This window comes from Anderseniella sp. Alg231-50, from assembly GCF_900149695.1.
Lineage (GTDB): Bacteria > Pseudomonadota > Alphaproteobacteria > Rhizobiales > Aestuariivirgaceae > Anderseniella.
Genome location: NZ_LT703003.1, coordinates 910,218 through 936,538, shown reverse-complemented (window position 1 = coordinate 936,538; position 26,321 = coordinate 910,218). Strand labels below are relative to the sequence as shown.

Sequence of the window (26,321 nt, the reverse complement as noted above, 5' to 3'; positions counted from 1 at the left end):
CTCATCTTCAGATAACAAAAAAACCTGCGCAAAACAGCAGCTTTGCGCAGGTTCAGAAGATTGTTGGGTAGAACTTGGCCTATTTCAGCAGTTCCTTGGCCCATTTGCCGTCATCACCGACGACATTGACAGCAAACACGCCGCTGACATCGCCGTTTTCATCAAAGTCGGCACTGCCGGAGGCGCCTTCATAGTTGATGTCCTTTCCGTCGGCGATCAGCTTCTTGGCTTTTGCCCAGTCACCGGGGCGAACCACTTCGCCCTTGCCGTCTGAAATGGCCCGGAGCGCATCCTTGATCTTGGCGCGATCGGCAGCACCGGCTTTCTCGATGGCCAGCGCCATCATGAATGTGGCGTCGTAGCCGTGTGCGGCATACGGAGCTGCCGGGTCTGCGCCGGTTGCCTTGAAGGCTTCAGCAAACGCCTGGTAGGACGCATCCGCGGTATCGGACGATGCCTGGGTGATCTGGATATTGCCTTTCAGGTTGTCGGCGCCGATCTGGTCAATCACCGACTGGTCGAACATGCCGTCGGCAGCAAAGAACTTGCCGAACAGGCCGTTTTCCAGGCTGTTCTTGATGATGGTGATGCCGCTTGAGCCGTAATAGGCGAAGATCGCAATGGCTTCCGGTCCGCCCTGGGTCAGTGTCTGCAGTTCGGAACGGTATGACGCCTTGTTGGGCTCATGGGCCTGGTTGGCGGTGACCTCGCCACCCATCTTCTTGAACTCTTCTTCGAACACCTTGGCAATGCCGGCATTGTAGTCGTCGTTCGAATAGGTCATGGCGACCTTCTTGATACCGGCCTTGTTGACCAGTTGCGCGATCGCCAGGCCCTGATAGGCATCGGACGGGGCGACACGGAACACGGTGTCATTGTCTTTCAGTTCAGTCACCGATGGCGCGGTTGCTGAATCGGACAACACGGCAACACCTGCCGGAATGGTGACGGCCTGCACGGATGCGTTGGTGGCGCCGGAGCAGCTTGGACCGACAATACCGACAACCTGCTCGACATTGACAAGCTTGCCAACGGCGTCAACCGCGGCCTTCGGGTCACAGGCGCTGTCGCCGATAACCATTTCCAGCTTGTCGCCCTTCAAAAGGCCGCCTTCGGCATTGATCTGGTCACGCGCCAGGTCGCGGCCCTTGACGATGGTGGCAACCAGCTCGGCAATCGGTCCGGTTACCCCGCCGGCCGAGCCGACCTTGATGCTGTCAGCATGCGCAGCCGTTGCAAACATTGCTGCCGCACAGGCTGTCACAGCCAGTTGTTTGACAAGTTTCATTTTCACTCACTCCTCCACTGAACAAACAGCCTGTCGGGGCTGTTCCAAAAAAGACGTATACATCATGGCTCATTTTTGCCCGGCGATGAAGGGCGTGTTTCAGGCAGCAGGCCTTGCGGGTTTTTCTGCAGGAAAATCTGCAACAGCAGGCCAATCAGGAAGATGCGCACATAGGCCGAGCGGATTCCGGCGTCAGCCATGCCGATCGCATCCAGCAGTCTCGGCGCCACGATTTCCGAGGCCGACCATAGCGTCCAGACAAGAAACGCCCCGAGTATGGCGCCCTTGTTATTGGCGCTGCCGCCGATGACAAGCATCACGAAGACGATGAAGGTGGCCAATAGCGGGTCCGTGGTCTGCGGGTTCACGAACTTCAGGTAGTGAGCCATCAGCGCACCGGCCAGGGCCATGATCATGCAGCCGATGACAAAACCTTCCATGCGGAATGTCTCGACGTTCTTGCCGGCTGCCTTGGCTGATGTCTCATTGTCACGAATGGCAGTCATGACCCGGCCCCACGGAGACTTGCGCGCGATTTCCATCAGCCAGTAAACCCCTGCCAGTGTTACCAGGACAACGCCAAGAAAGGCGAACTGGTTAATCGGTTCGGGCAGGCCTTCGAACGGCCGCGGTATCTGCGAGATGCCGCGCGGGCCATTGGTGGCCCAGGTCTCGTTGTTGACGATCAGGCGGAAGATTTCCGCAATGCCGATGGTGGCGATGGCAAGATAGTCGCTTCTCAGTTTCAGGCACACCTTGCCGACCAGGAAGGCGATGACACCGGCCACCAGCATGGCGGCAATGGCGGCTACGACGTAAGGCATCTGGAACCCGCCTACGTGACTTGTATGCGGATTGGTCGTCAGGATTGCTGCGGTGTAGGCGCCGATGCCGAAGAAACCGGCAATGCCGGCATTGAACAGGCCGGTAAAGCCCCACTGCACGTTGAGGCCCAAGGTGAGAATGGCATACATGCCGCCGACCGTGAGCAGCGAGATGCCATAGAGCATGTATCCGTAAAGTACCGGGTCCATCAGAAACTCTTTCCTTTGAACAGGCCTGTCGGGCGCCATACCAGTATGGCAATCATGATGGCGAACGCGATGCCCTGCTTGTAGCCGGGATCGAGCAGCGGTCCGTCGCCGAGCCAGGGATATGACGACAGTTCCTCAGCGATCCCGATGACCAGTCCGCCGGCCATTGCACCATAAGGCTTGCCGACACCGCCCAGAATGGCGGCCGCGAACATCGGCAGCAGGATCTTGAAACCCATCATGGTGTCGACCTGCGTATCCACGGCCAGAAACACACCGGCCGCACAAGCCAGGCCGGCCCCCATTATCCAGGTCGCCATGACCACCTTTTCAGTGTTGATGCCGGTCAGGCGGGCCAGTTCCGGCGAGTCCGACATGGCCCGCATCGCCTTGCCGATTTTTGTGTAGGTGAGCACATGATGGACCGCGTACATCAGCAGCAACGCGCCGCCGACAATGAAAACATGCTTGAGCGGGAAACTGAAGAAATCAAGGAACTGCATGCGTGGCTGAATGCCGGGCAGGATGGTCTTCAGCTGCACACCCCAGGAGAACTGGGTCACCGACCTGATCATCAGCATCAGCCCGAACGAGGCGATCACCAGGATGATGACCGGCGATGCCCGCAGCGGTTTGTAGAATGCCTTGTCGATCAGCAGTACGACCATGATGGTCAGCATCATTGAAACCGGCATCAGCACCAGCAGGATCGCCGCCATTGACTTGAAACCGGTCAACTGTACCAGCGTCCAGGCGATGTAGACGCCCAGTGTCATGGTTTCACCGTGTGCGAAATTCGCAAACCGCAGGATGCCGAAGGTCATGGTGATGCCGATGGCGCCGAGCGCATAGATCGAACCGAGCACCAAGCCTGGGAACAGGTAGAAATTGATAAATTCAGCCATCGGTCAAGTCTTCCCGCTCTTGCGCGGCTGCTTTTTTGCGGCAGGTTTTGCTGCCTTTGCAGGTGGTTGCTCCGGCTGCTTGCCGCCGCCAAGGAACATTTCGGCCACTTCCGGGTCGTCGAGCAGGTCCTGGCCGGTACCTTCAAACCGGTTCTTGCCGTCCACCAGTACGTAGCCTCGGTTGGCGATGCCCAGCGCCTGCTTGGCATTCTGTTCCACCATCAGGATGGGCGTACCGGCACTGTTGATCATCTTGACGGTTTCAAAGATCTCGCCGCGGTATTTCGGCGACAGGCCGGCGGTGGGCTCATCCAGCAGCAGGATTTTCGGTTCCAGCATCAGGGCCTTGCCCATGGCGACCATCTGGCGCTGGCCGCCGGACAGTGTGCCGGCAGGCTGCTGGCGCTTTTCCAGCAGCGGCGGAAACATGTCGTAGATTTCGTTCAGCCGCGGCCTGAAATCGTCGCTGCGCACAAACGCTCCCATTTCAAGGTTTTCCTCGACCGTCAGGCTGGGAAATATGTTGCCGGTCTGCGGCACGTAGCACACACCCTGGCGCACCACTTGTTCCGGTGGCGTATTGGTGATGGCATTGCCGTCCAGCAGTACGGCACCGTCGCTCAGTTTGAGCAGGCCGAACACGGCCTTCATGGCGGTTGACTTGCCGGCGCCGTTAGGACCGATTATGACGACGATCTCACCTGTATCGACATGCATTGAAACACCGTGCAGGATCTGCGTATCGCCATACCCGCCCACGACGTTGTCGAGTTCAAGCACACGCATCAGGCTGCTTCCTCGCCACCGCCGAGATAGGCATCCAGCACATCCGAATTGGAGCGCACTTCCTCCATGGTGCCCTGCATCAGCACGGTTCCCTCGGCGAGCACGATGATCGGATCGCACAGGGCGGCAATCAGGTCCATGTCATGCTCGATGACGCAGAAGGTATAGCCGCGCTCTTCGCGCAGCCTGGTGATCATTTCGCGGATTTTCAGCAGCAGGGTGGGATTGACCCCGGCGCCCGGTTCGTCGAGCAGCACCAGCTTGGCGTCGGTCATCATGGTGCGACCCAGTTCCAGAAGCTTCTTCTGGCCGCCGGACAGGTTTCCGGCGCGTTCGTCCCGGAGATGGGATATCGACAGGAACTCGAGCGCGTCTTCCGCCATGTGGCGAACCTCGTCCTCGCGCGCCTTGACCGCGCCCGGGCTCAGCCAGTTATTGAAGATGTGTTCGCCCGGTTGCGCTGACGGTACGACCATCAGGTTTTCCAGCACCGTCATCTTGGCAAATTCGTGTGGAATCTGGAATGTGCGCACGATGCCGAGGTGAAACATCTTGTGGGTCGGCAGCCCGGCAATGTTCTCGCCCTGGAAAATGATCTTGCCGGCGGTCGGTTCCATTTCACCGGCGATCATGTTGAAGGTAGTTGTTTTGCCCGCGCCGTTCGGGCCGATCAATCCGGTGATTGATCCTTCCTCAATTCTGAAACTGCAGTCACGTACAGCCTGCAGCCCGCCAAAGCTTTTGCTCAGCTTTTCTACGCTTAACACGAAATGCCCACCCTGTTATCCCACATGCGAATTGGTCTTTCGCCAAGCATCGCGAGTGCAATATGATCAGTCCGGGCAGAGACTTGCAAGACATGAGCTGAAGTTTCTTGGCACAGGCGGGCATTGATCTGAGAATGCCCGGATTGATGAAGGAGCGGATGAGAGGTGAGATGACGCAGCCAGAAGAGCTTTATCCGGAGCCTGTTATCGGATTTCTGGAAATGCTGTGGGGACGCGGTTGGCTGTCTCCCGGCGGCCCGGATGAACTTGCACGCCTGCTCGAAGGCGAGGATTTGCGCGGCAAGCACGTTCTCGATATCGGCTGTGGTGCCGGGGGTATCGATTGCCTGCTGGTCAGCGAGTACGGCGCGGCGAGAATCACCGGCATTGACGTGGAAGCATCCGTGCTGGAGGCAGCCCGCACGCGCATTCGTGAAGCCGGCATTTCCGAGCACGTGGAGCTGATGCAGGTCGAACCGGGTCCGCTGCCGTTTGCCGCCGATGAATTCGACGTGGTTTTTTCCAAGGATGCCATCGTTCACATTCCGGGCAAGCATGAACTGGGCAGGGACGTGTTTCGTGTTTTGAAACCCGGTGGCCGGTTCGTGGCGTCCGACTGGCTGATGTCGCATGACGGCGAACCGTCGCCCGACATGCAGGCCTATCTGGCATCGGAGGACCTTGATTTCGGGATGGCGTCGCCGCGTCTTTACGCAGACGCCCTTGAACAGGCGGGCTTTGTCGATGTGGCATTGACCAATCGCAATGCCTGGTACCGTGACCAGGCCAGGCGCGAACTGGCTCTCCTCCAGGGGGAGCTGCACGATGCCGCGATTGCGGAGCTGGGTTATGAAATTGTCGACCACAATATCCAGACATGGGGCTTGATGATCAAAGTGCTGGAGACCGGTGAGCACTGCCCGCATCATGTGCGCGGGCGAAAGCCATGACCACGTCTGAACGGCCAAGACCAAGAAAGGCGGCGCGCGATGTGCGCCGCAGGCAGCTTATCGAGGCAACCATCGATGTGCTGGCGACACGCGGCTATTCCAGCCTGACGATCAGTGATGTGTCGCGCCGGGCCGGCCTGTCGATGGGCATTGTGAACTTTCATTTTGAGTCCAAGGCAGCGCTGCTGGCCGATACCCTGAAGCACCTGGCCGTGCAGTACCGTGACAACTGGATGGCAGCGGTCAGCGAAGCCGGCGGCGATCCCGCCGCGCGGCTCTATGCCATGACCAGTGCTGATTTCGGTGAAGATGTCTGCACGCCGCGGACACTGCAGGCATGGGTGAGCTTCTGGGCGGAGGCCCAGTCAAGGCCCGCCTATGATGAAGTCTATGGCGACGAAGAAGCAGAATACCTGCAAACGCTGGAAACCATGTGCGCCGACATTTCCAGCGCCGGAAATTACAACAGGCCGCAATCCGGCAAGCTCGATGCACGGGTGATCAACGCGCTCACCGACGGATTGTGGGTTGCGCTTGCCCACACGCCGCCGGGCATTACCCGGTCACAGGCCCTGAGCACGCTGCACAATTGCCTGGCCGCGTTTTACCCTGCGCATTTTGACGCAAACGGGCCTGTCAATTGACCCTGACCCACATTGGTTTATAAGACGCGGGAACTCGTTTCTTTCCTCATTCGGGCAAAGCCCAAAATTATCGGAGATCACCATGGCGGTACGCGTTGCAATCAACGGATTTGGTCGCATTGGGCGCAATATTTTGCGCGCCATTGCAGAGTCGGGACGCAAGGACGTAAAGGTCGTTGCAATCAATGATCTGGGCCCGGTGGAAACCAATGCCCATCTGCTGCGCTTCGACAGCGTGCACGGCAAGTTCCCCGGTACGGTCAAGGTCAGGGGCGATGAGATCAACTGCGGTACCGGTTGGATCAAGGTGACCGCAGAGCGTGACCCGTCCAAGCTTCCCTGGAAGGAAATCGGTGTTGATGTGGCGATGGAATGCACCGGCATTTTCACCTCGCGCGATGCTGCCGCAGCGCATCTGAAAGCGGGCGCCAAGGAAGTGCTGATTTCAGCACCCGGTGCAAATGCCGACATGACGGTGGTCTACGGCGTGAACCACGATCAGCTGACCGGCAAGCACAAGGTCGTCTCCAATGCCTCATGCACCACCAATTGCCTGGCACCGGTGGCCAAGGTGCTCAATGATGCATTTGGTATTGAACACGGCTTCATGACCACCATCCATGCCTACACCGGCGATCAGCCGACACTGGACACCATGCACAAGGATCTCTACCGGGGCCGGGCGGCGGCAGTGTCGATGATCCCGACCTCCACCGGCGCGGCTAAGGCTGTCGGTCTGGTCCTGCCGGAACTGAACGGCAAGCTCGACGGTGTGTCCATTCGGGTGCCGACACCAAATGTGTCCGTGGTCGACCTGAAGTGCGTCATGTCCAGGTCGGTTACGGTTGAACAGGTCAACCGCGCCATGATCAAGGCGTCCAAGGGTGCCCTGAAGGGTATTCTGGCGGTCACCGATCAACCCAATGTGTCGATTGACTTCAATCATGACCCGCACTCTTCAACTCTTCATCTCGACCAGACCAAGGTGATGGATGGCACGCTGGTGCGTGTGTTGAGCTGGTACGACAATGAGTGGGGCTTCTCAAATCGCATGGCCGACACTGCTGTCGCCCTGCACAAGGCAAAGTAAGTCGCCATGGCGCGCCCAATTCTTATTTCACCGTCGATCCTGTCGGCAGATTTCGCCAGGCTGGGAGACGAGGTGCGCGCCATTGACGAGCAGGGGTGTGACTGGGTGCATGTCGATGTGATGGACGGGCATTTTGCGCCCAACATCACCATCGGCCCGATGGTGGTGAAAGCCATTCGGCCGGTGACCAAAAAGGTGCTCGATGTGCACCTGATGATCACCCCGGCCGATCCGTTCATTGCAGCGTTTGCAGAGGCCGGTTCCGATATCATTACTGTTCACGCAGAAGCAGGCCCGCATCTTGATCGCACGCTGCAGCTGATCAGGTCGCTGGGCAAGAAGGCCGGGGTATCGCTTAACCCGTCGACGCCTGAAAACGTGATCGAATATGTGCTCGACAAGCTCGACCTCATCCTGGTGATGACGGTGAACCCGGGGTTTGGGGGGCAGGCCTTCATTCCGGAAATGGCAGCCAAGATTGCCCGCATCAGGGACATGGTCGGTGGCCGTGACATCCATATTGAAGTGGATGGCGGCATCAGCGAGAAAACCGCCGGCATCGTCGCAGCCGCCGGCGCCGATGTTCTGGTGGCGGGTTCTGCTGTCTACCAGAACAATGACCCGGCCAGGTACGGCGCCAACATGGACGCCATTCGCACAGCCGCGGCTTCTGCGATCTAGGGTGATTTGCTTTTATTCCGCTCACGCAAGCAGCCTGACGGCTGCGCTCCGCGGGGGCGCACTTCGTGCGGCGCGCAGTCGCGCTTGCCTCGGCACTTCGTGCCTCGGAGGCGTTCATCATAGCCGTCGCTGGAATGACTACAATACAACGGTTGTTCAGGGTCGGAGAACGGCGCGAAGCACGAAGTGCTGAGTAAAGCTGTTCGACCAGAATAATGAATAACCGCTCACACTAACCTGTATGTTGAACTCCCGACTAGGCCCGACGGGCCTCGGGCCGGGCAGGCCCGCCCTAGCGGAGCGCAGCCGAAGGCTGCTTGCGCCAGCGAAATAAAATAAAACGAGTGAAATGTCCCGCCAGCAAATCATCTCCACCTGCTCCATGCAGAAGGGCCACCCTGTTGCCAGAGCGGCCCTTCGCCATCAGCAGTGGCCTCAGCTTCAGCAGAACCTGCAAAAAAGCTATCGGAACCGGGGGAAGCCCGACAACCACAGGATGCTTCCAGCTATGTCCACTGCGACAGTCGATTGTTCAAGATAATGTTTTTCAGTCCACCAGACCCCCCAGCAGGACGTGTTTTACAAAGAATAGAAGTCCTCCAGGATTGCAAAATGAGACTTCTCCTCCGGCGGCACTATATAGCGGCGAGCTTCAACTGACCAGATGTAATGTTCAGTAAACGATTAATCCGTCAGGCTTATTTGCAAGCGCCCGGTTCGAAGTTTGACAAGCTTACCTAAGGAAAGAATCATACAAAGTCAAAACCGGACTCGCTAAATAGCCAGCTCAAGGCGATTTTTGAGATTTTGCACCACGGGCCGCGTTAATGCCTCGCGTCTTGCGGCCAGTATCGCCTCGGAACTCAGGATCAGGCCATCGTCCAGTATTTTCAGCCTGTTGGCTCTCAATGTGGAACCGGTGGTGGTGATGTCGACAATGATCTCGGCCGATCCCGATGCAGGCGCACCTTCCGTTGCCCCGAGGCTTTCCACGATGCGGTAACCCGTGACCCCATTGTCGGCGAAGAAGCGTCTGGTCAGCGCCAGGTATTTGGTCGCTACCCGCAATCTGCGACCGTGGGTTTCATAGAACTCGGCCGCCACCTGGTCGAGGTCGCTGACGAAGGCAACGTCCAGCCAGCTTTCAGGCACCGCTATAACGACATCCGCCGGGCCGAATCCCAGCCGCAACACCACATCCGCTATGGGCTCGTCCGGCCCGATTGTCTCGCGCAGCAGGTCTTCTCCGGTGACGCCCAGATCAACAGTGCCGTCGCGCAATGCCTGAGCTATTTCCGAAGCCGACAGGAAAGCGACGTCAACGCCGCTGAGGCCTTTCACTTCACCGCGATAGCCGCGCGCGGACCCGGTGCGCACGATGTCAAAACCGGCGCGCGCAAACATGGTTTCGGCCATCTCCCGCAGGCGGCCCTTGGAGGGAAGCGCAAGAGTGAGGTTGTTGCTCATGATGCTGCCTCGCTGGCCGATACCAGCCTGCTGGCGTAAATCGCACAGCCGACGGCCGGTATCATGGTGCCGGCGCCAATATCCTTCAGCATGGTGTCATAGCGTCCGCCACCGGCAATGGTTTCGTTGGCGCCGTCGGCCAACTGGCGGTCGATCTGGAACACGAAGCCGGTGTAATACTCAAGACTGCGACCGAACACGGCGGCAAACTCCATATCGGCAGTGTCCAGCCCGGCGCATTGTATTGCCTCAAAACGCGCTTCGAACAGTTCCACGGCAGAGGCAAACTCACCGTCGGTTTGCGCACCGAGCTGCTTTAGCTTTGTCACCGCCTGTGACGGTGAACAGCGGATGGACAGATAGTCATCGATAAGTTTGGCATGATCGCTCGACAAGGCAGGTTCGCTGCGGTCCAGGAGTTTTTCGGACAACCTGCCCGCTACCTGTTCAATGCTGCGCCCGGCAATCATTTCCAGGCCGTCAGCCTCGAGTTTCTGTTCGACGAAGGAAACCGCATCCAGCGCGCTGGATGCCATTTCGTCAAGCAGGTCGGAAACGGAAGTTCTGGCCTTCGCTGCCTTGCCGGTCAGCCGGTTGAGCAGATCGCGAAACGCGCGCGGCCGCCAGAACTGGCGCTTCAGGCTGGTGCGCCAGCGCTCCGGCATGTCGATTGCCGACAGCAGAGCCGTAAACAGTCCAAGATCACCAAGCTGGATGCTGTAGCCGGACACGTTTGCTGCATCCAGCGCCGCCAGTGTCAGGGCCAGTGTTTCGGCATCATCATTGGCAACACTGCCGTCGCCGAATAACTCAAGGCCGACCTGGTCGAACTCGCGCAGCGATGTGTCGGCGGCTGTCTTTGAGTGCCGGAAGGCCTTGCCTGCATAGCAGTAGCGCGTTGCAACCCTTGCGTCGCCTGCCTGCTCAAGGTGATAGCGGCAGGCCGGAACCGTCAGGTCCGGCCGCAGGCACAGCTGTGCGCCGGACGGGTCGGTAAACACATAGGTACGTGATCGGATGTGCTCGCCGGAGCGTTCCAGGAACACATCTGCCGGCTGTATGATGTCCGGTTCGATGAATTCCGCGCCGGCGGCCTCGAACACATTTGTCATCGAGGCATTCAGCGCATCGGTGGCGCGCCGCTGGGTTGAGGATTTACCGGTCATCTGCTCAGCTCAAGCCTCGTAGCGCGCAAGGATACTGCGCACTTCCGCGACCAGGTCGGCTTCGGCCACAGAGACCTGCGCCGGTTTCTGCTCGACCCATTCTTCGCGGCTTTCAATGTCCTTGGCTGCTTCTGCCCCGGCGATCAAGTCCTTCAGCTGCACCTGTCCGGCGGCGCGTTCATCCCCGCCCTGGATCACCGCCACCGCCGCACCGCGCCGGTCGGCATATTGCAGCTGTTTGCCGAACTGTTTCGGATTGCCCTGATAAAGTTCGGCCCGGATATTCGCCGCGCGAAGCGCCTGGACCATCTTCTGGTAGCGCCCGAGACTGTCCGCGTCGCGGTCCATCACACACACGATAACAGGCGCAGGCAGGGCCGATGTTTCCAGCTTGCCGAGGTTTTTCAGCGCGGTCATGAGCCGTGACACACCGATGGAGAATCCGGTCGCCGGTACCGCCTGTCCGGTGAAGCGCTGCACCAGTCCGTCATAGCGCCCGCCGCCCGCGACTGAGCCGAACTGAACCGTCTCGCCCTTTTCATTGGTCACGTCGAAGGTGAGTTCGCACTCGTAGACCGGTCCGGTGTAATATTCGAGCCCGCGCACCACGGACGGGTCGATCTTGATGCGGGCCTCGTCATACCCGGCGGAGCGCACCAGGGTTTCGATCAGGTCAAGTTCGGCGACACCGTCATTTCCCTCGATGGGTGCACCCGATATGTAACTCAGCACCTTTTCGATCTGGGTCTCGTCCAGCCCGGCACCTTTGGTGAAGTCGCCCGCGTTTTCCTTGCCGCCTTCCCAGCGCCCGGCACCCAGCAACAGCTTCACGCCCTCAGGGCCGAACTTGTCCAGCTTGTCGATGGCGCGCAGCACTGACAGCCTGGTGCCGGCGTGCTCGTCGCCGCCAAGGCCGATCGTCTCCATGACACCATCGAGCACCTTGCGGTTGTTGACACGGATGACATAGTCACCGCGCGCAATGCCCAGTTTTTCCATCGTATCGGCCATCATCATGCACATTTCGGCATCTGCCGTGACCGATGGTGCTCCGACGGTGTCGGCGTCAAACTGCATGAACTGGCGAAACCTGCCCGGTCCCGGCTTTTCATTGCGGAACACATAGCCTGCCCGGTAGGTCCGGTACGGCAACTGGATGTCATTGATGTTCTGGGCAACGTGCCTGGCCAGCGGCGCGGTCAGGTCATAGCGCAGGCTCATCCACTGCTCGTCATCGTCGGTCAGCGAAAACACGCCCTCATTGGGCCGGTCACTGTCGGGCAGGAACTTGCCCAGTGCATCGGTATACTCAAACAGCGGTGTTTCGACCGGGTCAAAGCCGTACAGTTCGAATACATCTTTGATCTTCGCGACCATCTCGTCGACAGCGCGTATGTCGCTTGCCGAGCGGTCTGTGAAGCCACGTGGCTGCCGGGCTTTCGGCCGGTTTGGTTTTTTGTTTTTTGACATGGACGGTTTCAGCGGCTTTGGGCTGTTCAATAATACAAGGCCTGCCTTCTAGATCATCACCGGCCCGCCTTCAAGGCAGTTACGCATGCACATTTGCCCAAGGAGTGACTTGGCAAGGACACAAGCTTGGGGCAAACTCATCCTTGTTATGAGTGATCTTATGCAGGATGAAGTTATTCTCGAGGCCAATGACGCATTTTATGCGGCATTCCGCCAGCGTGACTATCTTGCAATGGAAGCGCTGTGGTCGCGCCGGGCAGCGGTGTCCTGCTATCATCCGGGCTGGCCGGGCATTACCGGGCGTGAAGAAGTACTGGACAGCTGGTATTCAATACTTGTGCTGGGCGATACGCCCGACATCAAGGTGAGCGACACCAGTATTATCCGCAACGGCAACACGGCACTCGTGTTCTGCACCGAGCACCTGGGACAGGTGTCGCTGATCGCTACCAACACCTTTGTCGTTGAAGGCGACAACTGGCGCCTGGTGCATCACCAGGCTGCGCATCTGCCCAACTGACCGGCCCCCGCCGCCCATGCACTATTCCGCACTTGTTCTGCAACATGATGCAGCGTTAGGGTCCGACCTTTGTTATCTATGGTATTTTCAGCACGCCCGCAAAGAGGCGTGGCAAAGGCCTGAGGGAGATCGTTCATGAGTGATCCATATCCATACAACGCCGCGCTCGACCTGGTGGACAGGCACCTTGATGAAGGCCGCGAATCCAAGCCTGCCTTTATCGATGACACGCGCCAGATCACTTTTGGCGAACTGGCCGTTGCGACCCGCCGGGTGGCGAATGTTCTGGATGGGCTGGGCGTGGCGCGTGAGACCAGGATTGCCGTATTGATGCTCGACACGGTCGACTGGCCTGCGGTGTTCGTGGGCGCCATGCGCACCGGTGTCGTGCCGGTGGCGCTCAACACTCTGCTGACCACGGACCAGTACAAATACATGCTGTCGGACAGCCGCTCGCAGGTCCTGTTCGTATCCGAACCCCTGTTGCAGGTGGTTGAGCCGGTGCTGGCTGAGCTGCCGTTCCTGAAACATGTGATTGTCGTCGGTGGCGATGCGGGCAACCACACATCTTTCGAGACGCTGATGGCGTCTGCAGGAGATACTCATGAGGCGGCGCAAACATCGTCCGATGAAGTCGCGTTCTGGTTGTACTCGTCAGGTTCCACCGGCCAGCCCAAGGGCGTGATGCATGTTCATTCCAGCCTGATGGATACCGCACGGACCTATGGCGCCGGGACGCTCGGCATATCCGAGAGCGATGTATGTTTTTCAGCCGCCAAGTTCTTCTTCGCCTATGGGCTGGGCAATTCCCTGACGTTTCCTTTATCGGTCGGGGCGACAACGGTTTTGTTGTCCGGACGCCCGACACCGCAGGCCGTGCAGGAAAAGCTACATGCCCACGGCGCGACCATGTTTTTCGGGGTGCCGACGCTGTATGCCGCCATGCTGGCCGACAGCTCCTGCACACCCGAAACCGGGTCAGCGAAACTGGCGAAATGCATATCTGCCGGTGAAGCCCTGCCTGCCGAAGTATCAGCCGGCTGGCACAAGCGGTTCGGGGTCGAGATATGGGATGGTATCGGCTCGACGGAAATGCTGCATATTTTCCTCTCCAATGGGCCTGGCGGCCAGAAACGCGGCACCACCGGCAAGGCCGTGCCGGGGTATGAATTGCGACTGGTCGGCGAGAAGGGCGAGGAGCTGCCTGCCGGTGAAATAGGCGAACTTCTGGTGTGCGGCGCGTCGTGCTGCAACGGTTACTGGAACAAGCGTGACAAGACGCGCTCGACATTTGAGGGGCTTTGGGCCCGCACCGGCGACAAGTATATTCGCGACGAGGATGGCTTCTACCAGTATTGCGGGCGCACCGATGACATGTTCAAGGTGTCCGGCATCTGGGTGTCGCCGTTTGAAGTGGAATCCGCGCTGGTAAGCCATGCAGCAGTACTCGAGGCGGCCGTTGTCGCCCATGAAGACGATGAGGGCCTCATCAAGCCCAAGGCTTTTGTGGTGCTCAATGACGGATACTCCGGCGACGGCCTGTTTGACGAACTGAAGGACCACGTCAAGGCGGAAGCCGGGCCCTGGAAATATCCGCGCTGGATCGAATTCCTCACCGATCTGCCGAAGACCGCGACCGGCAAGATCCAGCGCTTCAAGTTGCGTGCATGATTGCGCCGGACGGGGTTCTTGAAGTCGCGGGCACCAGGCTCGAGGCCCGGTTCATGGACGGGCCTGCCGACCGGCCGGTTCTGGTATTGCTGCATGAAGGACTTGGCAGCGTCAGCCAGTGGCGGGATTTTCCCGATCTGCTGGCGACGGCATCGGGCTGCGCGGTTCTTGCCTATTCGCGGGCCGGATATGGTGCCTCCGCGCCGGTCAGCCTGCCGCGCCCGTTGAGCTATATGCACGATGAAGCAGGCGACGTGCTGCCGCATATCATCTCGCAGTTGCAGGGCCGCGATCATGTGCTGGTCGGCCACTCCGACGGCGCCTCCATTGCCGCCATATATGCCGGCAGCAAACCGCATGCGGGCCTGAAAGGCCTGGTCCTGATGGCGCCGCACGTATTCGTCGAGGATATTTCCATTGCAGGCATCAGAACTGCCCGGGACGCATGGGAGACGACAAACCTCAGGGACAGGCTCAAGCGTCACCATGGCGATAATGTCGACACGGCGTTTCTGGGCTGGAATGACAGCTGGCTCAATCCCGGCTTCCGTGACTGGGACATAACCGGCTTCCTGCCATTAATCACTGCACCGGTTTTGGCTGTACAGGGCCGTGATGATGATTATGGAACACTGGCCCAGCTTGACGCGATTGAGCAATCCTGTGGCGCACCCGTAACCAAACTCGTTCTTGATGACTGCGGACATGCGCCACAAAAGGACCAAACAGCCGCCGTACTGGACGCCATCTGCAGTTTCGTGACGGAGCTTTGAACATGTTACTCATCAACAGGCGCGAATTGATCGGCGGGTTGACCACTTGCGCGCTCGTACTTCCGGCACATGTACTGCCGGCACACGCTGCCGGCGGGTATCGCGGCTATGCCGATGCCATGCTGGCATCGCCGCCGCGCGGTGCTAAAATCCGCCCGGATCTTGAAGCCTACCTCGACCTGCTGGCCGCAGAAGCGCGCTACCGCGCCAAGCGCAAGCCGGTCGAAGGGTCAGACTTGTTGCGCAGCATGGCCCGCGCCCAGGCGCTGGAAATGGTCAAGGGCAATTTTGTCGGCCACAAGTCTGCCAGCGGCCACAGTTTCCGCAAGCGCTTTGAAGCCTATGCGGATCCCGACCAGCGCGGCGACTTCGGTGAGAACGCGGCGCGTGACCGCAAGCGCGGCAAGGTCGACAAGGAAAAGGCCCGGCGGCTGTTTACCCAGTGGCTTGACTCTGCCGGCCACAAACGCAACCTGATGAACCGGTGGTATGCCTATGTCTCGACCGGGGCGGCACAGGTGAACCATCACCTGTATGCAGTGCAGATCTTCTGGGAGCGGTAATTCTGTCTGACGGTGGGCAAGGTCTCAAGGACAAGCGCGATGCGGCACTAGCGCACTATCGTGCAGGCCGCTTCGTCGACGCCATCCAGGCGCAAATGGCCGTGGTCAACGAGATCGGCGCCACAAGCGAAGAAAGTGCGGAAGACCAGGTCAGGCTGGCAGCTTTCCTGTTTGCTCACGGCGACCTGCCGTCGGCGGCAAACGTTTTCAAGAACGCCATAAAATTCCGCCCCGACGATGCCGAGGCACTGGCCAATTATGGTGTCGTGCTGTCCAGGTTGCGCCGGCTTGAAGAAGCCCACGAGCTTTTGTCGCGGGCGCTGAAAATTGCCCCGGATGTTCCCAACACCCATGATGCACTGGCCTCGGTATCCTACCGGATGCAACGATTCGATGATGCCCGCCACCATGGCGAGACGTCGCTGGAACTGAAGGACGAAGTTGCTGCGAAAACCGGCAACGCCCATTCGGTCACCGGCCAGCTTGCACAGTTTTCTCCGCAGGATCCGTCACTGAATGTCATCGCGTTTTCGTTGTGGGGTGACGGCGAAAAGTACCTGAACGGTGCGCTGGAAAACGCCCGCCTGGCCCCGGACATCTATCCGGACTGGCGCTGCCGGTTCTACTGCGATGACACGGTGCCTGAAGCCGTGCGTGACCAGTTGAAAACGCTGGGCGCTGAAGTCGTGATGATGAATCGCGTCAATCCGTTCGACGGCCTGTTCTGGCGCTTTCTGCCGGTCAATGACGGACGCACCCGGCACTTTCTGGTGCGTGACGCCGACAGCATCATCAATGTGCGCGAACAGGCGGCGGTCAGCGAATGGCTCCAGTCCGGCAAGGCATTTCACGTCATGCGCGACTGGTGGACCCACACCGAGGTGATGCTGGCCGGCATGTGGGGCGGCACCGGCGGCGTGCTGCCGCCACTGCAGGCCCTGCTGAAGGATTTCAAGCCGTCAGCCCTGGCCAACTGGCATCTCGACCAGTGGTTCCTGCGCTCGCAGGCGTGGCCCACGGTGAGGCAAAGCTGCCTGATCCACGACAGCAAGTTCAAGGCTTTGGGAGCGAAGGATTTCCCCGTCGGCAGTGAGTTACCTGAAGGCCACCACGTTGGTCAGAACGCTGCGGTGCATAAGGCGAAGGCGTGAAGCCGTATTGCCCACCGCTCTTGATATCACAAACCCTGCACCGGATGCGTGTCCGCCAGCACCGGGCGGCGCAGGGTTAGCAGGCGTCGGGCTTCTTCCGTCTTGCCTTGTTTGAGCAGGCATTCCAGCAGCGAGAATTCCAAAAGGTCGCGTTGTGCGCGGCTGCCGCCGAGGCGGGCGTCGTCGGACATACAATGGGTCAACAGGCGTTCGGCCTTGAGCCAGTCCTGGCCGGCGATGGCCGCGAAGGCTTCGGCGGCGTCACGGACAAGCTCTCCGGCAGGGCCTTTCGGGTTGGAGATGATCTTCGACAGCGCGTCGCTGTCGCCAGCCATGGCGTGGGCCAGGGCTGCGTGATAGTCGATGAAACTCAGGCCGGGATTGGGGAAGAACTTGCTGGCATAGGCGCTCACTTCGCGCCATTTTTCCTTCGGTACAGTCTCGCCTGCCAGTTCGGCCCGGTACAGGATGGATGCGGTATCCGACAGAATGTTGATCGGCATGCCGAGCGCGACGCCCGGTTTGACGTCGGCGTCGACGCGCTGCCACATCTGCTCCGTGTCACCCATCTGCAGCGACCATAGCGCCACGTGCCACGACAGGTGGCCGTGCATGACGGCTGAGCGGTCATAGTCTTTCAGCCAGTTGTTGAGGTAGGACACGCCGGTCAGCGTTTCACCAGCTTCATAATCAATGTGCGAGCGGACATGGGCGCCGTGAGCGTTGCGCGGATTGATCGCCATCGAGCGGTCGATGACCGCAGATGCCTTGTCCACCTGGCCGGTTTCGCAAAGCGCAAACGCATACTGGCTTAGAAACCACCAGTCGTCGCCATAGTGCGGTCTGAGCGAGCTGGTGAAGGCCAGCATCTCCGCTTCACGTCCCGGCAGGCCGGAAAACCCGATCAGCCCGAATATGCTGGTGCTGGTCTGGGCGACCATCGCATCGCGCGGGTGGGCAGTGACGTGGTCGGCAACGGCGGTAAACCCATCCTTGGTCTTGCCGCTGGCCAGCAGGTCAAAGACGTTGATATGGCCGGTTTCGCGCTCGGTTGCGTTGCCGGCAAGCTCGCGGGCCTTGCTGATAATTTCACGGGCTTTGGTCGCATTGCCTGTTGCCTGCTGCGCCCGCGCCAGCCCGGCATGGCCCAGCGCGAAGTCCGGGTCTTCCGCGACCACCGCCTCGAAGGCTTCAACTATATGCGGAGCACCCTCGAGCAGCTTGTCAACGGCTGTCACATAGAGGTCCCGGGCCTTGGTCGAGGAGGTTGAAATCGGGTTGTCATATCTGTCGGTCAGCAAATCCGTTCACTCCTCAGATGCAGATATCATCCCGGTCTAACCCTTGCGCGGCATCAGGTCATAAGGGCCTTTCCAGCCCGGCAGTGATGATATGCGCTCGCGCCATTTGAGAATATTGGGATAGTCGTTGAGATCAACACCCAGCTCGTCGTCGTAGAACATGTACCCGGCCAGCGACAGGTCAGCGATGGTCAACCTGTCCAGTGCAATGAAGTTGTGAGCGCCAAGATGCTTGTCGACAATCTGCATGGTCGCCTCGGCGCGGCCGCGCAGGAATTCCGTCACCGGTGTTTCCCCGGAATTGAGAAACGTGATCATGAAGCGCAACGTGGCGTTGTAGCTGGTGAACTTGTGATTGTCGAAATACATCCAGCGCAGGATTTCGTGGCGCTCGTCATCATTGTCCCAGCCGAACTTGCCGAGGGTCGTGGCGAGGTATTCAAGCATCACGCCGGTCTGGATCAGCTTGCGCTCACCGTGCAGCAGCACCGGGACTTCACCCATTTCATTGACCTGCGACCGGTATTCATCCGAACGGGCCTCGCCATTGAAGAAGTCGACGAAGCGGGCTTCCCAGTCCGCGCCGCAAAGTTCCAGCATGAGGGCTGCCTTGTAGGCATTGCCGGATTCGCCAAAGCAATACAGTTGGTATTCTGCCATGTGGTCTCTCTTGGTGATGGGTTGCTCAGGCGCTTTGATAGCGCGCGATTGCCGCATGCTCCAGTGCCGCTGTCTGCAATTTGGTCAGGTCCAGTGCATCGCGCAGCATGGCCAGGAAACGGATTTCCTCCCGTGCAATATTGCGGTCGGCGATCGCCACCTCGACCGCCAGCGCGTAGGCCGTTTCGCGCAGCACTGCCGGCAGCCCGGCCTTGATCAGGGCCAGGGCGGTTTGCAGCCCGGTTTCTTCCTGCAGGATTTCACCACACTCCTGCGCCACGTGGGTCAGGCGTTCGGGATCAAAGCCGGAAAATGCCGGCAGGGTCTGCACCAACCTGCCGATGCGGGCCAGTTCCGCATTGCCGATTTTGGCATCGACGGCAATCATCGTCATCATCACGTAGATGAGTGCCTGATGATGGTTGATGGTTTTGGTTACGGGCTTGTTCATGGTCAGTTTGCTCCAAACTCTTTTACAATCTCAATGGCATCTACAAGGCCGGTGCGCTCAATGGTCAGGCCTGGCGGAAAGGCTGTCGAAAACCGGCTTGCCATACGCGCATCCAGCATCACGAAGCAACCCCTGTCTGTCGCCTGCCGGATCAGGCGCCCGAAAGCCTGCCGCAATCTGAGGCGAACCTGCATGTCCTGCCAGGCCTGGCCGCCAAAGGCACCGCGCCGCGCTCGCTCCAGTATGGTGGGTTGGCCCCACGGTACCCGATCCATGACGATCAGCCTAAGTGATTCTCCGGGCACATCGACGCCGTCGCGCACCGCATCGGTGCCCAGCAGGCAGGCGTTTTTCTCGGCCCTGAACATGTCGACCAGTGTGCCGGTGTCGATCGGGTCGGCATGCTGGGCATACAGCGGCAGTCCCGCTTCCGCCATGGGCTGGACCAGGCGCCGGTGAACTGCCCGCAGCCGGGAGATCGCGGTAAACAGGCCCAACGCCCCGCCATCCGATGCCATGAACAGTTCACGGTAGGCGGCTGCCAGCTGGTCCATGTTCTCCCGACCAACGTCATTGACCACGATCAGGCGCGAATTCTTCAGATAGTCGAACGGCGATTCCCAGCTGTGCCGGATCACCGGGTAGGGCAGGTGAACCGAGCCGGTGCGCATCTCCGCATTGCGCCAGTCGTCCGGCATTTCAGGGGGCCGGTCGCGCAGCGTGGCGGAGGTGATGATGATACCGTCGGCAGGTTGCAGTACCGCACTGGCCAGCGGCACGGTCGGGTCGATCCAGTGGGAATGCAGGCCGGTGTCGATTTCCCGGTCCCAGGCCTGCTCGATGGCGAACCATTCGGAAAATTCCGGCCTGGGTTCATCCACCAGCCGGCTCAGCATTTCAATGAAGCCGCCCAGCATCAGCTCCGAGCGCCGGGTCAGGGACCGCGCCAGTGCCTCGATGCGAGCCCGTTCCGTGCTGGCCAGGTCGGCGGCCTCGTCATCCAGGCGTTTCATCAGTCGTCGCGCCAGCCCGGTCATGGGCCGTTTAAGGTCTATCATGGCGGCCGCAAGCGTACCGGCGGCAGCCTGCAATCCGTCTATGAACGGCCGGCAGTCGGTTTCCAGATTGCCGGTCTGCCTGCTGTCAGCGCGCGCCGTTACCTGCTGCCGCACGAGGCCGAGAAAGGCTTCGGTTTCACCGTCCGCCTGGCCTGCCTGTATGCGCCGCATCCAGCCCGGTCCCGGCAGGCACAGCGCGCCTGACAGAACAGACGCCAGCAGGTTTTCCGCCTCATCGTCGTCACCGGCCAGGTCACCCAGCCTGTCAACCAGCCCGCGACCCCGGCGGCGTTGTGATTCCGGGCCCCTGATCCAGCGCCTCAACTCGGTGGTTTCCTGTCCGGTCAGATGTCCGGAAAAGGCGCTGTCGGCGGCATCAAACAGATGATGGCCCTCGTCGAACACCAGCCGTTTCAGCCCGCCGGCGCGCTCCTGGTCTTCATCCACCTGCGCCTCGCCGATGGCATGGTCCACGGCGATCTGGTGCAGCACCAGTGCGTGATTGGCGATGACAAGGTCAGCCTTGCGGCCGGCGCGCACAGCCTTTTCGATGAAGCATTTACGGTAGTGGGGGCAGGCGGAATAGATGCACTCGCCACGCCGGTCGGTCAGGCCAAGACCCATCGGCGTCATGGCGCGCTCACCTGTGTTGGCATCATAGAACAGGCCCATCAGCCAGGCGGGAAAATCGCCGCCGACCATGTCGCCATCCTTTGAGTGGCGCACCCAGCGTGCAATCAGCCCGGCCATCAGGGCAGAACGCGGATTGGATGCGGTCATGCGCGCAAATGCTTCCTGCATGTTGAGCAGGCAGACATAGTTTTCACGGCCCTTTCGGACCACGACCCTGTGGCGACGCTCTGCCGGGTCCGGCACCAGCCGGGCGGTTTCCTGTTCAAGCTGGCGCTGCAGGTTCTTGGTGTAGGTGGAAATCCATACGGCCTGCTTGTTGCGGGACGCCCAAAGGTAGGACGGCGCCAGGTAGCCAAGCGTCTTGCCCAGGCCGGTGCCGGCTTCCGCCAGCACGATCGAATTGCTGGTGGGTGTTTCACGCGGCACAAACGCTGCAGTCGCCGCCCCGGCGTAATCGACCTGTTGTGGACGCGCTTCCGACGACCCGCCCAGGACACCCGCCAGGAACGTCTGGGCTTCAGCCGCCGTTACCGGTTCATGTGCACCGGGTGGGCGCGGCCCGTCGTCTTCCCATTCATCAATTCTGTCCCAGACATTCAACCCGGTCGCAAATACCGAAGCCGCATCGCCTTTGGGGTCGCGGCCGAGGCGCTCAATGACCAGCTTGGCCCACGGCCATTTGCCGCGATCAAGAAATTGCGCCACCTGGAACGTTTCGCGCGAATTCGGATAGTTTTTTTGGGCAACCCTGTCGAGCAGGGCGTGGGCAAGAGCCAGGATCAACTCGGCATCAGGCAGGTCTGTCTCCAGCCCAATTGCTGCACACAGACCGCGCGGTGTTGGCACTGCCATCACCGCCGGTGCCACGAATGCGAACAGTTCACAGACATCCAGGTGCGACTGCTCACGCGCCGTGCGCACCACGCCCTGCGGCACCTGTGCCGCCAGAGCCAGGCGGTTGACCAGGTAGCCGGCGTGACAGACCACATGCGCACTTTCCCCCAGCGCTTTCAGCGCTGCGGCCGGTTTTACCGTTTCCGGTTCCCGCCCGGTCGTTACGCGCAGCGCCGACACGCCGTCCAGCACCATCACCGGCGGTAAACCCTGGTTGCCGGCAAGCTGTGTTGTGGCGTTTTGATCCTGGCTGTCGTTCATCAAATATCGATTCGGCTCTTTATGTTCGCATCGCAATGTGGCACAGCTTTTCGCCCAACATCAGGGTCATGACCCTACCTTTTTCAAGAAATGAATGCTGAATTGTCTATGTCCAGTCCGTCAAAGCCAACTGTCGATCCCGCACTGCGTGCCGCTGCCCTAGAAAGCAAGGCGTGGCCGTTTGAAGAAGCCCGCAAACTGCTTAAGCGAATCGAGAAGCGCCAGACGCGTCACGACTATATCCTGTTTGAGACAGGATATGGGCCGTCCGGTTTGCCGCACATAGGCACTTTCGGCGAGGTCGCCCGCACCACCATGATCCGGCGCGCATTCGAGCTTATCTCGGACATGCCGACAAAGCTTTTGTGTTTTTCCGACGACATGGACGGCATGCGCAAGGTGCCCGACAACGTGCCCAACCAGGAACTGCTGCAGGAAAACCTGCACCGCCCGCTGACCGTGGTGCCTGATCCTTTCGGGGAATATGAGAGCTTCGGCCATCACAACAACGCCATGCTGCGCCGCTTCCTCGACACTTTCGGCTTCGAGTACGAGTTCGCCAGCGCGACCGAATACTACAAGTCCGGCAAGTTTGACGACATCCTGCTGCGCGCCTGCGAGCGCTACCAGAAAATCATGGACATCATGCTGCCGACACTGGGCGAGGAACGCCGCGCAACCTATTCCTGCTTCCTGCCGATCTCGCCCACATCGGGCCGCGTGCTGTATGTGCCGATGAAGGACGTCAATGCCGCTGACGGCACGGTGACGTTTGCCGACGAGGATGGCACCGACGTAACGCTGCCGGTCACCGGCGGCAATGTGAAGCTGCAATGGAAGCCGGACTTCGGTGCCAGGTGGGCAGCACTCGGCGTCGATTTTGAAATGTACGGCAAGGACCACCAGACCAACACGCCGATCTATGACGGCATCTGCCGGGCGCTGGGAGGTCATGCGCCGGAGCACTATGTCTACGAGCTGTTCCTGGACCAGAACGGTGAGAAGATTTCCAAGTCCAAGGGCAACGGCCTGACCATCGACGAATGGCTGACCTATGCGCCGACCGAGAGCCTGTCGATGTTCATGTTCCAGAAACCGCGCACGGCAAAGCGCATGTATTTCGATGTCATTCCGCGCGCCGTCGATGAGTATTTCCAGTTTCTTGGCGCCTTCCAGCGCCAGGAACTGAAGGACCGGCTGTCGAACCCGGCCTGGCATATCCATGAGGGCAATCCGCCCGTGGCCGACATGCCGGTCAGCTTTGCATTGCTGCTCAATCTGGCGGCCGTGGCCAATGCTGAAACCAAGGACGGCCTGTGGGCCTTCATCCAGCGCTATTCGCCCGACACCACGCCGGAGACGCATCCGCATGTGGATCAGCTGGCAGGCTTTGCACTGCGCTACTTTGAGGACTTTGTCAGGCCGGCAAAGCAATACCGCGAGGCCACTGCCGACGAAGCCACGGCTCTTCGTGATTTGTCCGACACGCTGGCGCAGTTGCCGGCAGGCTCGACGCCGCAGGACATCCAGTCGGCAATCTATGATGTCGGCCGCCGCGAGCCCTACACCAAGCAGAACAAGGACGGCTCCGTCGGCGTATCGCTGGCCTGGTTCAACACGCTCTATGAAATCCTCCTTGGAGAAAAGCAGGGCCCGCGGTTTGGCTCGTTTGTGGCGCTTTACGGCGTCGATGAAACCCGCGCCCTGATCGATCGCGCGCTGGCCGGTGACCTGGTCAGGGGGGCTGCGTGATGACAGCTGCGCGCGGGTTTGAACTTTCAGAGTTTGAGGCGCGCATGGCGCGGGCACAGTCGGAAATGACCGTCCGGCGCCTGGATGCGATCGTCATCACCGCTCCACCCAACTGGCGCTATTTTGCCGGGTTTGCAACCCAGTTCTGGGAAAGCCCGACACGCCCCTGGTTTCTTGTCCTGCCGCGTGCAGGTGAACCAATTGCGGTTATTCCGACCATCGGCGAACCCGGCATCGCCAAAACCTGGGTAAAGGACATCCGCACCTGGCCGGCGCCGCAGCCGGAAGACGATGGCGTGTCGGCAATGGCCAAGGTTTTGGCCGACTGCCCGCGCACCTACGGCCGCATTGGCTGGGAGATGGGCCGCGAGAGTGTCATTCGCATGCCGATTGCCGACTTTGACCGCATCCGGGCTGCCTGCAGCGGCATTGAGTTTGCTGATGCATCACCGCTCATCTGGCGGTTGCGGATGGTCAAGTCACCGGCGGAAATTGCAAAGATTGAACGCGCCTGCCGGATCGGCAGCGATGCTTATGCCGCGCTGCCGGGGCAATTGTCTGACGGCATGAACGAGCATGAAGTCGCCCGCACGTTCCGGGCCGAACTGACCAGGCAAGGCGCTGACGCCATACCGTTCATGGCAGTGACGGCAGGTGCCGGTGGCTATGACCAGATCATCGTTGGCCCAAACGACCGGAATCTCAGTCCGGGCGATGTGATGTTCATCGATCTGGGCGCCACCTTTGACGGCTATTTCTGCGATTTCGACCGCAATTTTGCTTGCGGCGACGTCGACGACGAAACCAGGAAAACGCAAGATATCGTCTGGCGCGCGACCGAAGCCGGCATAGCCGCTGCATGCCCCGGTGCAACGCCGGCAGACCTTGCTGCGGCCATGGTGTCGGTGATGGCTGATGCCGGAGCGACAGGCGGCAATGTCGGCCGCCTCGGCCACGGGCTCGGTCTGCAGTTGACTGAACCGCCATCGAACATGGCCGGTGACGAGACCGTGCTCGAGCCGGGCATGGTGATGACCATCGAGCCCGGCATGGACTATGGCGACGGCAAGATGCTGGTGCATGAGGAAAACGTGGTCATTACCGAAGACGGTTGTCGCCTGCTGACCACGCGCGCGCCACGCGAAATGTGGAAGATCGGTTAGGGATTGAGTTTGCCCGCCCGGCAATGATGGAGTCCGGCAATTTGAAAACCTCAATTGCAATCATCGGTGGCGGAATTATGGGATCTGCAACCGCCTACTTTCTGGCTCGCAGCGGCCAGGCAGGATCAATCACTGTCATTGAACCGGATCCGACCTATGCCGATGCCACCACGCCGCAGGGCGCAGGCGGCATCCGTCAGCAATTCAGCGTGCCTGAGAATATTGCAATGTCGGGTTTCAGCCTGGACTTCTACAAGTCGTTTGCCCGCCAGATGATTGATATCCCGGATATGCCGGATATCAATTTTCGTGAACAGGGATACCTGTTAGTCGTTACTTCGAACGGCGAGGAAACCCTGCGCCGCAATCAGGAACTTCAGTCCGGGTTGGGGGCGAAGGCTGAACTGATCGACTATCCTGAAATCAGGCGGCGCTTTCCGTCCATTCAACGCAGCGATATTGTCCTGGGCTGCCATACGCCCGACGATGGTTGGATCGATCCGAGTGCCGGTTTGTGGGGATTTCGCCGTGCCGCCACCCACTTGGGTGTTGATTACCGCAAGGCCGGGGTTATGGCAATCAACACGTCCGACACCGCTGTGACTTCCCTGCAGCTGGATACCGGTGAAATGGTTGAGGCGGATTTTTTCATCAACACGGCAGGCCCATGGGTCGCCTCGCTTGCTTCCATGACCGGGGCCCATCTGCCGGTTGTGCCCATGTGCCGGGTGCAGCATTTCTGGAAATGCTCCCGGGAGCTCGAGCCGCTCCCGCTGGTCAAGGATGAAAGCGGCATGTTCTTCCGCCCTGAAGGCGCCGGCTTTGCCGGCGGCCGGCCAAGTTTTGATATTGAGCCGGGTTTTGTCGATGACATCTATACCGGCTTCTTCGCCAACTACTTTGAGGAAACCGTGTGGCCGATGCTGGCGTCGCTGGTGCCCAGTTTCGAGGAACTGAGCCTGCTCAGAAGCTGGGCAGGCCATTACGCCCAGAACACGCTGGACGGAAACATGATCATCGGGAAATACTCGCCCGGTCATGACAACATTATCACGGCATGCGGCTTTTCCGGCCACGGGATCATGCATGCGCCCGCAGTCGGCCGTGCGCTGAGTGAGCTTGCGCTAACCGGTAGGTATCAGTCTCTTGACCTGGAACGTATGGAAATCGGCCGGGTGCACCGCAACGAGCCATATGCTGAAGCGGGCATAAAATAACCCGT

General features: G+C 59.9%; 24 protein-coding genes. 12 read left to right on the top strand and 12 right to left on the bottom strand.

All coding sequences use genetic code 11. From position 1 onward, the window contains the following. Window positions 1-79: 79 nt before the first annotated feature. The 5 genes from DHN55_RS04450 to DHN55_RS04430 form a co-directional block, all read right to left on the bottom strand. Window positions 80-1,288, bottom strand: coding sequence for an ABC transporter substrate-binding protein (locus DHN55_RS04450; protein ID WP_108880159.1), 1,209 nt, complete (start codon window positions 1,286-1,288; stop codon window positions 80-82). Between the two features lie 62 nt (window positions 1,289-1,350). Continuing rightward, on the bottom strand, window positions 1,351-2,322 hold the full coding sequence (locus DHN55_RS04445) for an ABC transporter permease subunit (RefSeq protein ID WP_108880158.1): 972 nt from the start codon (window positions 2,320-2,322) through the stop codon (window positions 1,351-1,353). Beyond that, a complete protein-coding gene (locus tag DHN55_RS04440; protein ID WP_108880157.1) occupies window positions 2,322-3,227 on the bottom strand; it encodes an ABC transporter permease subunit in 906 nt (301 codons plus the stop codon). Before DHN55_RS04440 ends, DHN55_RS04445 begins: the two co-directional genes overlap by 1 nt. A 3-nt stretch (window positions 3,228-3,230) precedes the next feature. Further along, window positions 3,231-4,013 (bottom strand): ATP-binding cassette domain-containing protein, encoded by a 783-nt coding sequence (locus DHN55_RS04435; RefSeq protein WP_108880156.1) that lies wholly within the window; start codon window positions 4,011-4,013, stop codon window positions 3,231-3,233. Next, entirely contained in the window at window positions 4,013-4,780 is a 768-nt protein-coding gene (locus DHN55_RS04430; RefSeq protein ID WP_108880155.1) for an ATP-binding cassette domain-containing protein, read from the bottom strand. The genes DHN55_RS04435 and DHN55_RS04430 overlap by 1 nt, the downstream gene beginning before the upstream one ends. 170 nt (window positions 4,781-4,950) lie before the next feature. On the opposite strand from DHN55_RS04430, the gene DHN55_RS04425 reads away from it, so the two are divergent. The 4 genes from DHN55_RS04425 (at window position 4,951) to rpe (ending at window position 8,145) form a co-directional block, all read left to right on the top strand. Next, window positions 4,951-5,730, top strand: coding sequence for a methyltransferase domain-containing protein (locus DHN55_RS04425; RefSeq protein WP_108881699.1), 780 nt, complete (start codon window positions 4,951-4,953; stop codon window positions 5,728-5,730). Next, window positions 5,727-6,374, top strand: coding sequence for a TetR family transcriptional regulator C-terminal domain-containing protein (locus DHN55_RS04420; RefSeq protein WP_108880154.1), 648 nt, complete (start codon window positions 5,727-5,729; stop codon window positions 6,372-6,374). Before DHN55_RS04425 ends, DHN55_RS04420 begins: the two co-directional genes overlap by 4 nt. An 82-nt stretch (window positions 6,375-6,456) precedes the next feature. Then, window positions 6,457-7,464 (top strand): type I glyceraldehyde-3-phosphate dehydrogenase, encoded by a 1,008-nt coding sequence (gene gap, locus DHN55_RS04415; protein ID WP_108880153.1) that lies wholly within the window; start codon window positions 6,457-6,459, stop codon window positions 7,462-7,464. A gap of 6 nt (window positions 7,465-7,470) precedes the next feature. After that, window positions 7,471-8,145 (top strand): ribulose-phosphate 3-epimerase, encoded by a 675-nt coding sequence (rpe, locus tag DHN55_RS04410; RefSeq protein ID WP_108880152.1) that lies wholly within the window; start codon window positions 7,471-7,473, stop codon window positions 8,143-8,145. A 774-nt stretch (window positions 8,146-8,919) separates the two neighbouring features. Here rpe and hisG read toward each other — a convergent pair. Genes hisG through hisS form a run of 3 tightly spaced genes read right to left on the bottom strand, consistent with a single transcriptional unit; the run spans window position 8,920 to window position 12,248 of the window. Next, window positions 8,920-9,612, bottom strand: a complete 693-nt coding sequence (hisG, locus tag DHN55_RS04405) for an ATP phosphoribosyltransferase (protein ID WP_108880151.1) — start codon at window positions 9,610-9,612, stop codon at window positions 8,920-8,922. Next, the gene (locus DHN55_RS04400; RefSeq protein ID WP_108880150.1) at window positions 9,609-10,778 is read right to left on the bottom strand and encodes an ATP phosphoribosyltransferase regulatory subunit; all 1,170 of its coding nucleotides are present in this window, start codon (window positions 10,776-10,778) and stop codon (window positions 9,609-9,611) included. Before DHN55_RS04400 ends, hisG begins: the two co-directional genes overlap by 4 nt. Window positions 10,779-10,787: 9 nt before the next feature. After that, the gene (gene hisS, locus DHN55_RS04395) at window positions 10,788-12,248 is read right to left on the bottom strand and encodes a histidine--tRNA ligase (protein ID WP_108880149.1); all 1,461 of its coding nucleotides are present in this window, start codon (window positions 12,246-12,248) and stop codon (window positions 10,788-10,790) included. A gap of 160 nt (window positions 12,249-12,408) precedes the next feature. On the opposite strand from hisS, the gene DHN55_RS04390 reads away from it, so the two are divergent. The 5 genes from DHN55_RS04390 to DHN55_RS04370 all read left to right on the top strand — a co-directional run bounded on the left by DHN55_RS04390 (window position 12,409) and on the right by DHN55_RS04370 (window position 16,926). Next, window positions 12,409-12,768, top strand: coding sequence for a nuclear transport factor 2 family protein (locus DHN55_RS04390; protein WP_337659916.1), 360 nt, complete (start codon window positions 12,409-12,411; stop codon window positions 12,766-12,768). A 135-nt stretch (window positions 12,769-12,903) separates the two neighbouring features. Beyond that, window positions 12,904-14,439 (top strand): benzoate-CoA ligase family protein, encoded by a 1,536-nt coding sequence (locus DHN55_RS04385; RefSeq protein ID WP_108880147.1) that lies wholly within the window; start codon window positions 12,904-12,906, stop codon window positions 14,437-14,439. Next, window positions 14,436-15,212, top strand: coding sequence for an alpha/beta fold hydrolase (locus DHN55_RS04380; protein ID WP_108880146.1), 777 nt, complete (start codon window positions 14,436-14,438; stop codon window positions 15,210-15,212). Before DHN55_RS04385 ends, DHN55_RS04380 begins: the two co-directional genes overlap by 4 nt. A 2-nt stretch (window positions 15,213-15,214) precedes the next feature. Beyond that, complete coding sequence (locus DHN55_RS04375) at window positions 15,215-15,775, top strand: CAP domain-containing protein (protein ID WP_108880145.1); 561 nt, start codon at window positions 15,215-15,217, stop codon at window positions 15,773-15,775. After that, window positions 15,697-16,926 carry a tetratricopeptide repeat protein gene (locus DHN55_RS04370; RefSeq protein WP_337659915.1) on the top strand — a complete coding sequence of 410 codons (1,230 nt, stop codon included), beginning with the start codon at window positions 15,697-15,699 and terminating at the stop codon, window positions 16,924-16,926. Before DHN55_RS04375 ends, DHN55_RS04370 begins: the two co-directional genes overlap by 79 nt. A gap of 26 nt (window positions 16,927-16,952) precedes the next feature. On the opposite strand, the gene DHN55_RS04365 is transcribed toward DHN55_RS04370, so the two are convergent. From DHN55_RS04365 to DHN55_RS04350, 4 genes are read right to left on the bottom strand one after another with little or no spacing between them, the layout of a single operon-like run. Next, the gene (locus DHN55_RS04365) at window positions 16,953-18,227 is read right to left on the bottom strand and encodes a tetratricopeptide repeat protein (protein WP_108880143.1); all 1,275 of its coding nucleotides are present in this window, start codon (window positions 18,225-18,227) and stop codon (window positions 16,953-16,955) included. 36 nt (window positions 18,228-18,263) lie between these two features. After that, a complete protein-coding gene (locus DHN55_RS04360; RefSeq protein ID WP_108880142.1) occupies window positions 18,264-18,887 on the bottom strand; it encodes a glutathione binding-like protein in 624 nt (207 codons plus the stop codon). 25 nt (window positions 18,888-18,912) lie between these two features. Further along, entirely contained in the window at window positions 18,913-19,338 is a 426-nt protein-coding gene (locus DHN55_RS04355) for a TerB family tellurite resistance protein (protein ID WP_108880141.1), read from the bottom strand. A 2-nt stretch (window positions 19,339-19,340) separates the two neighbouring features. Next, complete coding sequence (locus DHN55_RS04350; RefSeq protein ID WP_108880140.1) at window positions 19,341-22,184, bottom strand: helicase C-terminal domain-containing protein; 2,844 nt, start codon at window positions 22,182-22,184, stop codon at window positions 19,341-19,343. Between the two features lie 108 nt (window positions 22,185-22,292). Between DHN55_RS04350 and DHN55_RS04345 the strand changes: the two genes are divergently transcribed. The 3 genes from DHN55_RS04345 to DHN55_RS04335 are packed head-to-tail and all read left to right on the top strand — an operon-like array spanning window position 22,293 to window position 26,316. Then, window positions 22,293-23,936 carry a lysine--tRNA ligase gene (locus tag DHN55_RS04345; protein ID WP_108881698.1) on the top strand — a complete coding sequence of 548 codons (1,644 nt, stop codon included), beginning with the start codon at window positions 22,293-22,295 and terminating at the stop codon, window positions 23,934-23,936. Further along, a complete protein-coding gene (locus DHN55_RS04340) occupies window positions 23,936-25,099 on the top strand; it encodes a M24 family metallopeptidase (protein WP_108880139.1) in 1,164 nt (387 codons plus the stop codon). Before DHN55_RS04345 ends, DHN55_RS04340 begins: the two co-directional genes overlap by 1 nt. A 41-nt stretch (window positions 25,100-25,140) precedes the next feature. Next, the gene (locus DHN55_RS04335) at window positions 25,141-26,316 is read left to right on the top strand and encodes an NAD(P)/FAD-dependent oxidoreductase (protein ID WP_337659914.1); all 1,176 of its coding nucleotides are present in this window, start codon (window positions 25,141-25,143) and stop codon (window positions 26,314-26,316) included. Window positions 26,317-26,321: the final 5 nt, after the last annotated feature.

Excerpts from the sequence above, each read along its gene's own strand:
- DHN55_RS04450 (WP_108880159.1), bottom strand. The coding sequence starts at position 1,288 with ATGAAACTTGTCAAACAACTGGCTGTGACAGCCTGTGCGGCAGCAATG.
- DHN55_RS04445 (WP_108880158.1), bottom strand. The coding sequence starts at position 2,322 with ATGGACCCGGTACTTTACGGATACATGCTCTATGGCATCTCGCTGCTC.
- DHN55_RS04440 (WP_108880157.1), bottom strand. The coding sequence starts at position 3,227 with ATGGCTGAATTTATCAATTTCTACCTGTTCCCAGGCTTGGTGCTCGGT.
- DHN55_RS04435 (WP_108880156.1), bottom strand. The coding sequence starts at position 4,013 with ATGCGTGTGCTTGAACTCGACAACGTCGTGGGCGGGTATGGCGATACG.
- DHN55_RS04425 (WP_108881699.1), top strand. The coding sequence starts at position 4,951 with ATGACGCAGCCAGAAGAGCTTTATCCGGAGCCTGTTATCGGATTTCTG.
- DHN55_RS04420 (WP_108880154.1), top strand. The coding sequence starts at position 5,727 with ATGACCACGTCTGAACGGCCAAGACCAAGAAAGGCGGCGCGCGATGTG.
- gap (WP_108880153.1), top strand. The coding sequence starts at position 6,457 with ATGGCGGTACGCGTTGCAATCAACGGATTTGGTCGCATTGGGCGCAAT.
- rpe (WP_108880152.1), top strand. The coding sequence starts at position 7,471 with ATGGCGCGCCCAATTCTTATTTCACCGTCGATCCTGTCGGCAGATTTC.
- hisG (WP_108880151.1), bottom strand. The coding sequence starts at position 9,612 with ATGAGCAACAACCTCACTCTTGCGCTTCCCTCCAAGGGCCGCCTGCGG.
- DHN55_RS04400 (WP_108880150.1), bottom strand. The coding sequence starts at position 10,778 with ATGACCGGTAAATCCTCAACCCAGCGGCGCGCCACCGATGCGCTGAAT.
- hisS (WP_108880149.1), bottom strand. The coding sequence starts at position 12,248 with ATGTCAAAAAACAAAAAACCAAACCGGCCGAAAGCCCGGCAGCCACGT.
- DHN55_RS04390 (WP_337659916.1), top strand. The coding sequence starts at position 12,409 with ATGCAGGATGAAGTTATTCTCGAGGCCAATGACGCATTTTATGCGGCA.
- DHN55_RS04385 (WP_108880147.1), top strand. The coding sequence starts at position 12,904 with ATGAGTGATCCATATCCATACAACGCCGCGCTCGACCTGGTGGACAGG.
- DHN55_RS04380 (WP_108880146.1), top strand. The coding sequence starts at position 14,436 with ATGATTGCGCCGGACGGGGTTCTTGAAGTCGCGGGCACCAGGCTCGAG.
- DHN55_RS04375 (WP_108880145.1), top strand. The coding sequence starts at position 15,215 with ATGTTACTCATCAACAGGCGCGAATTGATCGGCGGGTTGACCACTTGC.
- DHN55_RS04360 (WP_108880142.1), bottom strand. The coding sequence starts at position 18,887 with ATGGCAGAATACCAACTGTATTGCTTTGGCGAATCCGGCAATGCCTAC.
- DHN55_RS04355 (WP_108880141.1), bottom strand. The coding sequence starts at position 19,338 with ATGAACAAGCCCGTAACCAAAACCATCAACCATCATCAGGCACTCATC.
- DHN55_RS04350 (WP_108880140.1), bottom strand. The coding sequence starts at position 22,184 with ATGAACGACAGCCAGGATCAAAACGCCACAACACAGCTTGCCGGCAAC.
- DHN55_RS04345 (WP_108881698.1), top strand. The coding sequence starts at position 22,293 with ATGTCCAGTCCGTCAAAGCCAACTGTCGATCCCGCACTGCGTGCCGCT.
- DHN55_RS04340 (WP_108880139.1), top strand. The coding sequence starts at position 23,936 with ATGACAGCTGCGCGCGGGTTTGAACTTTCAGAGTTTGAGGCGCGCATG.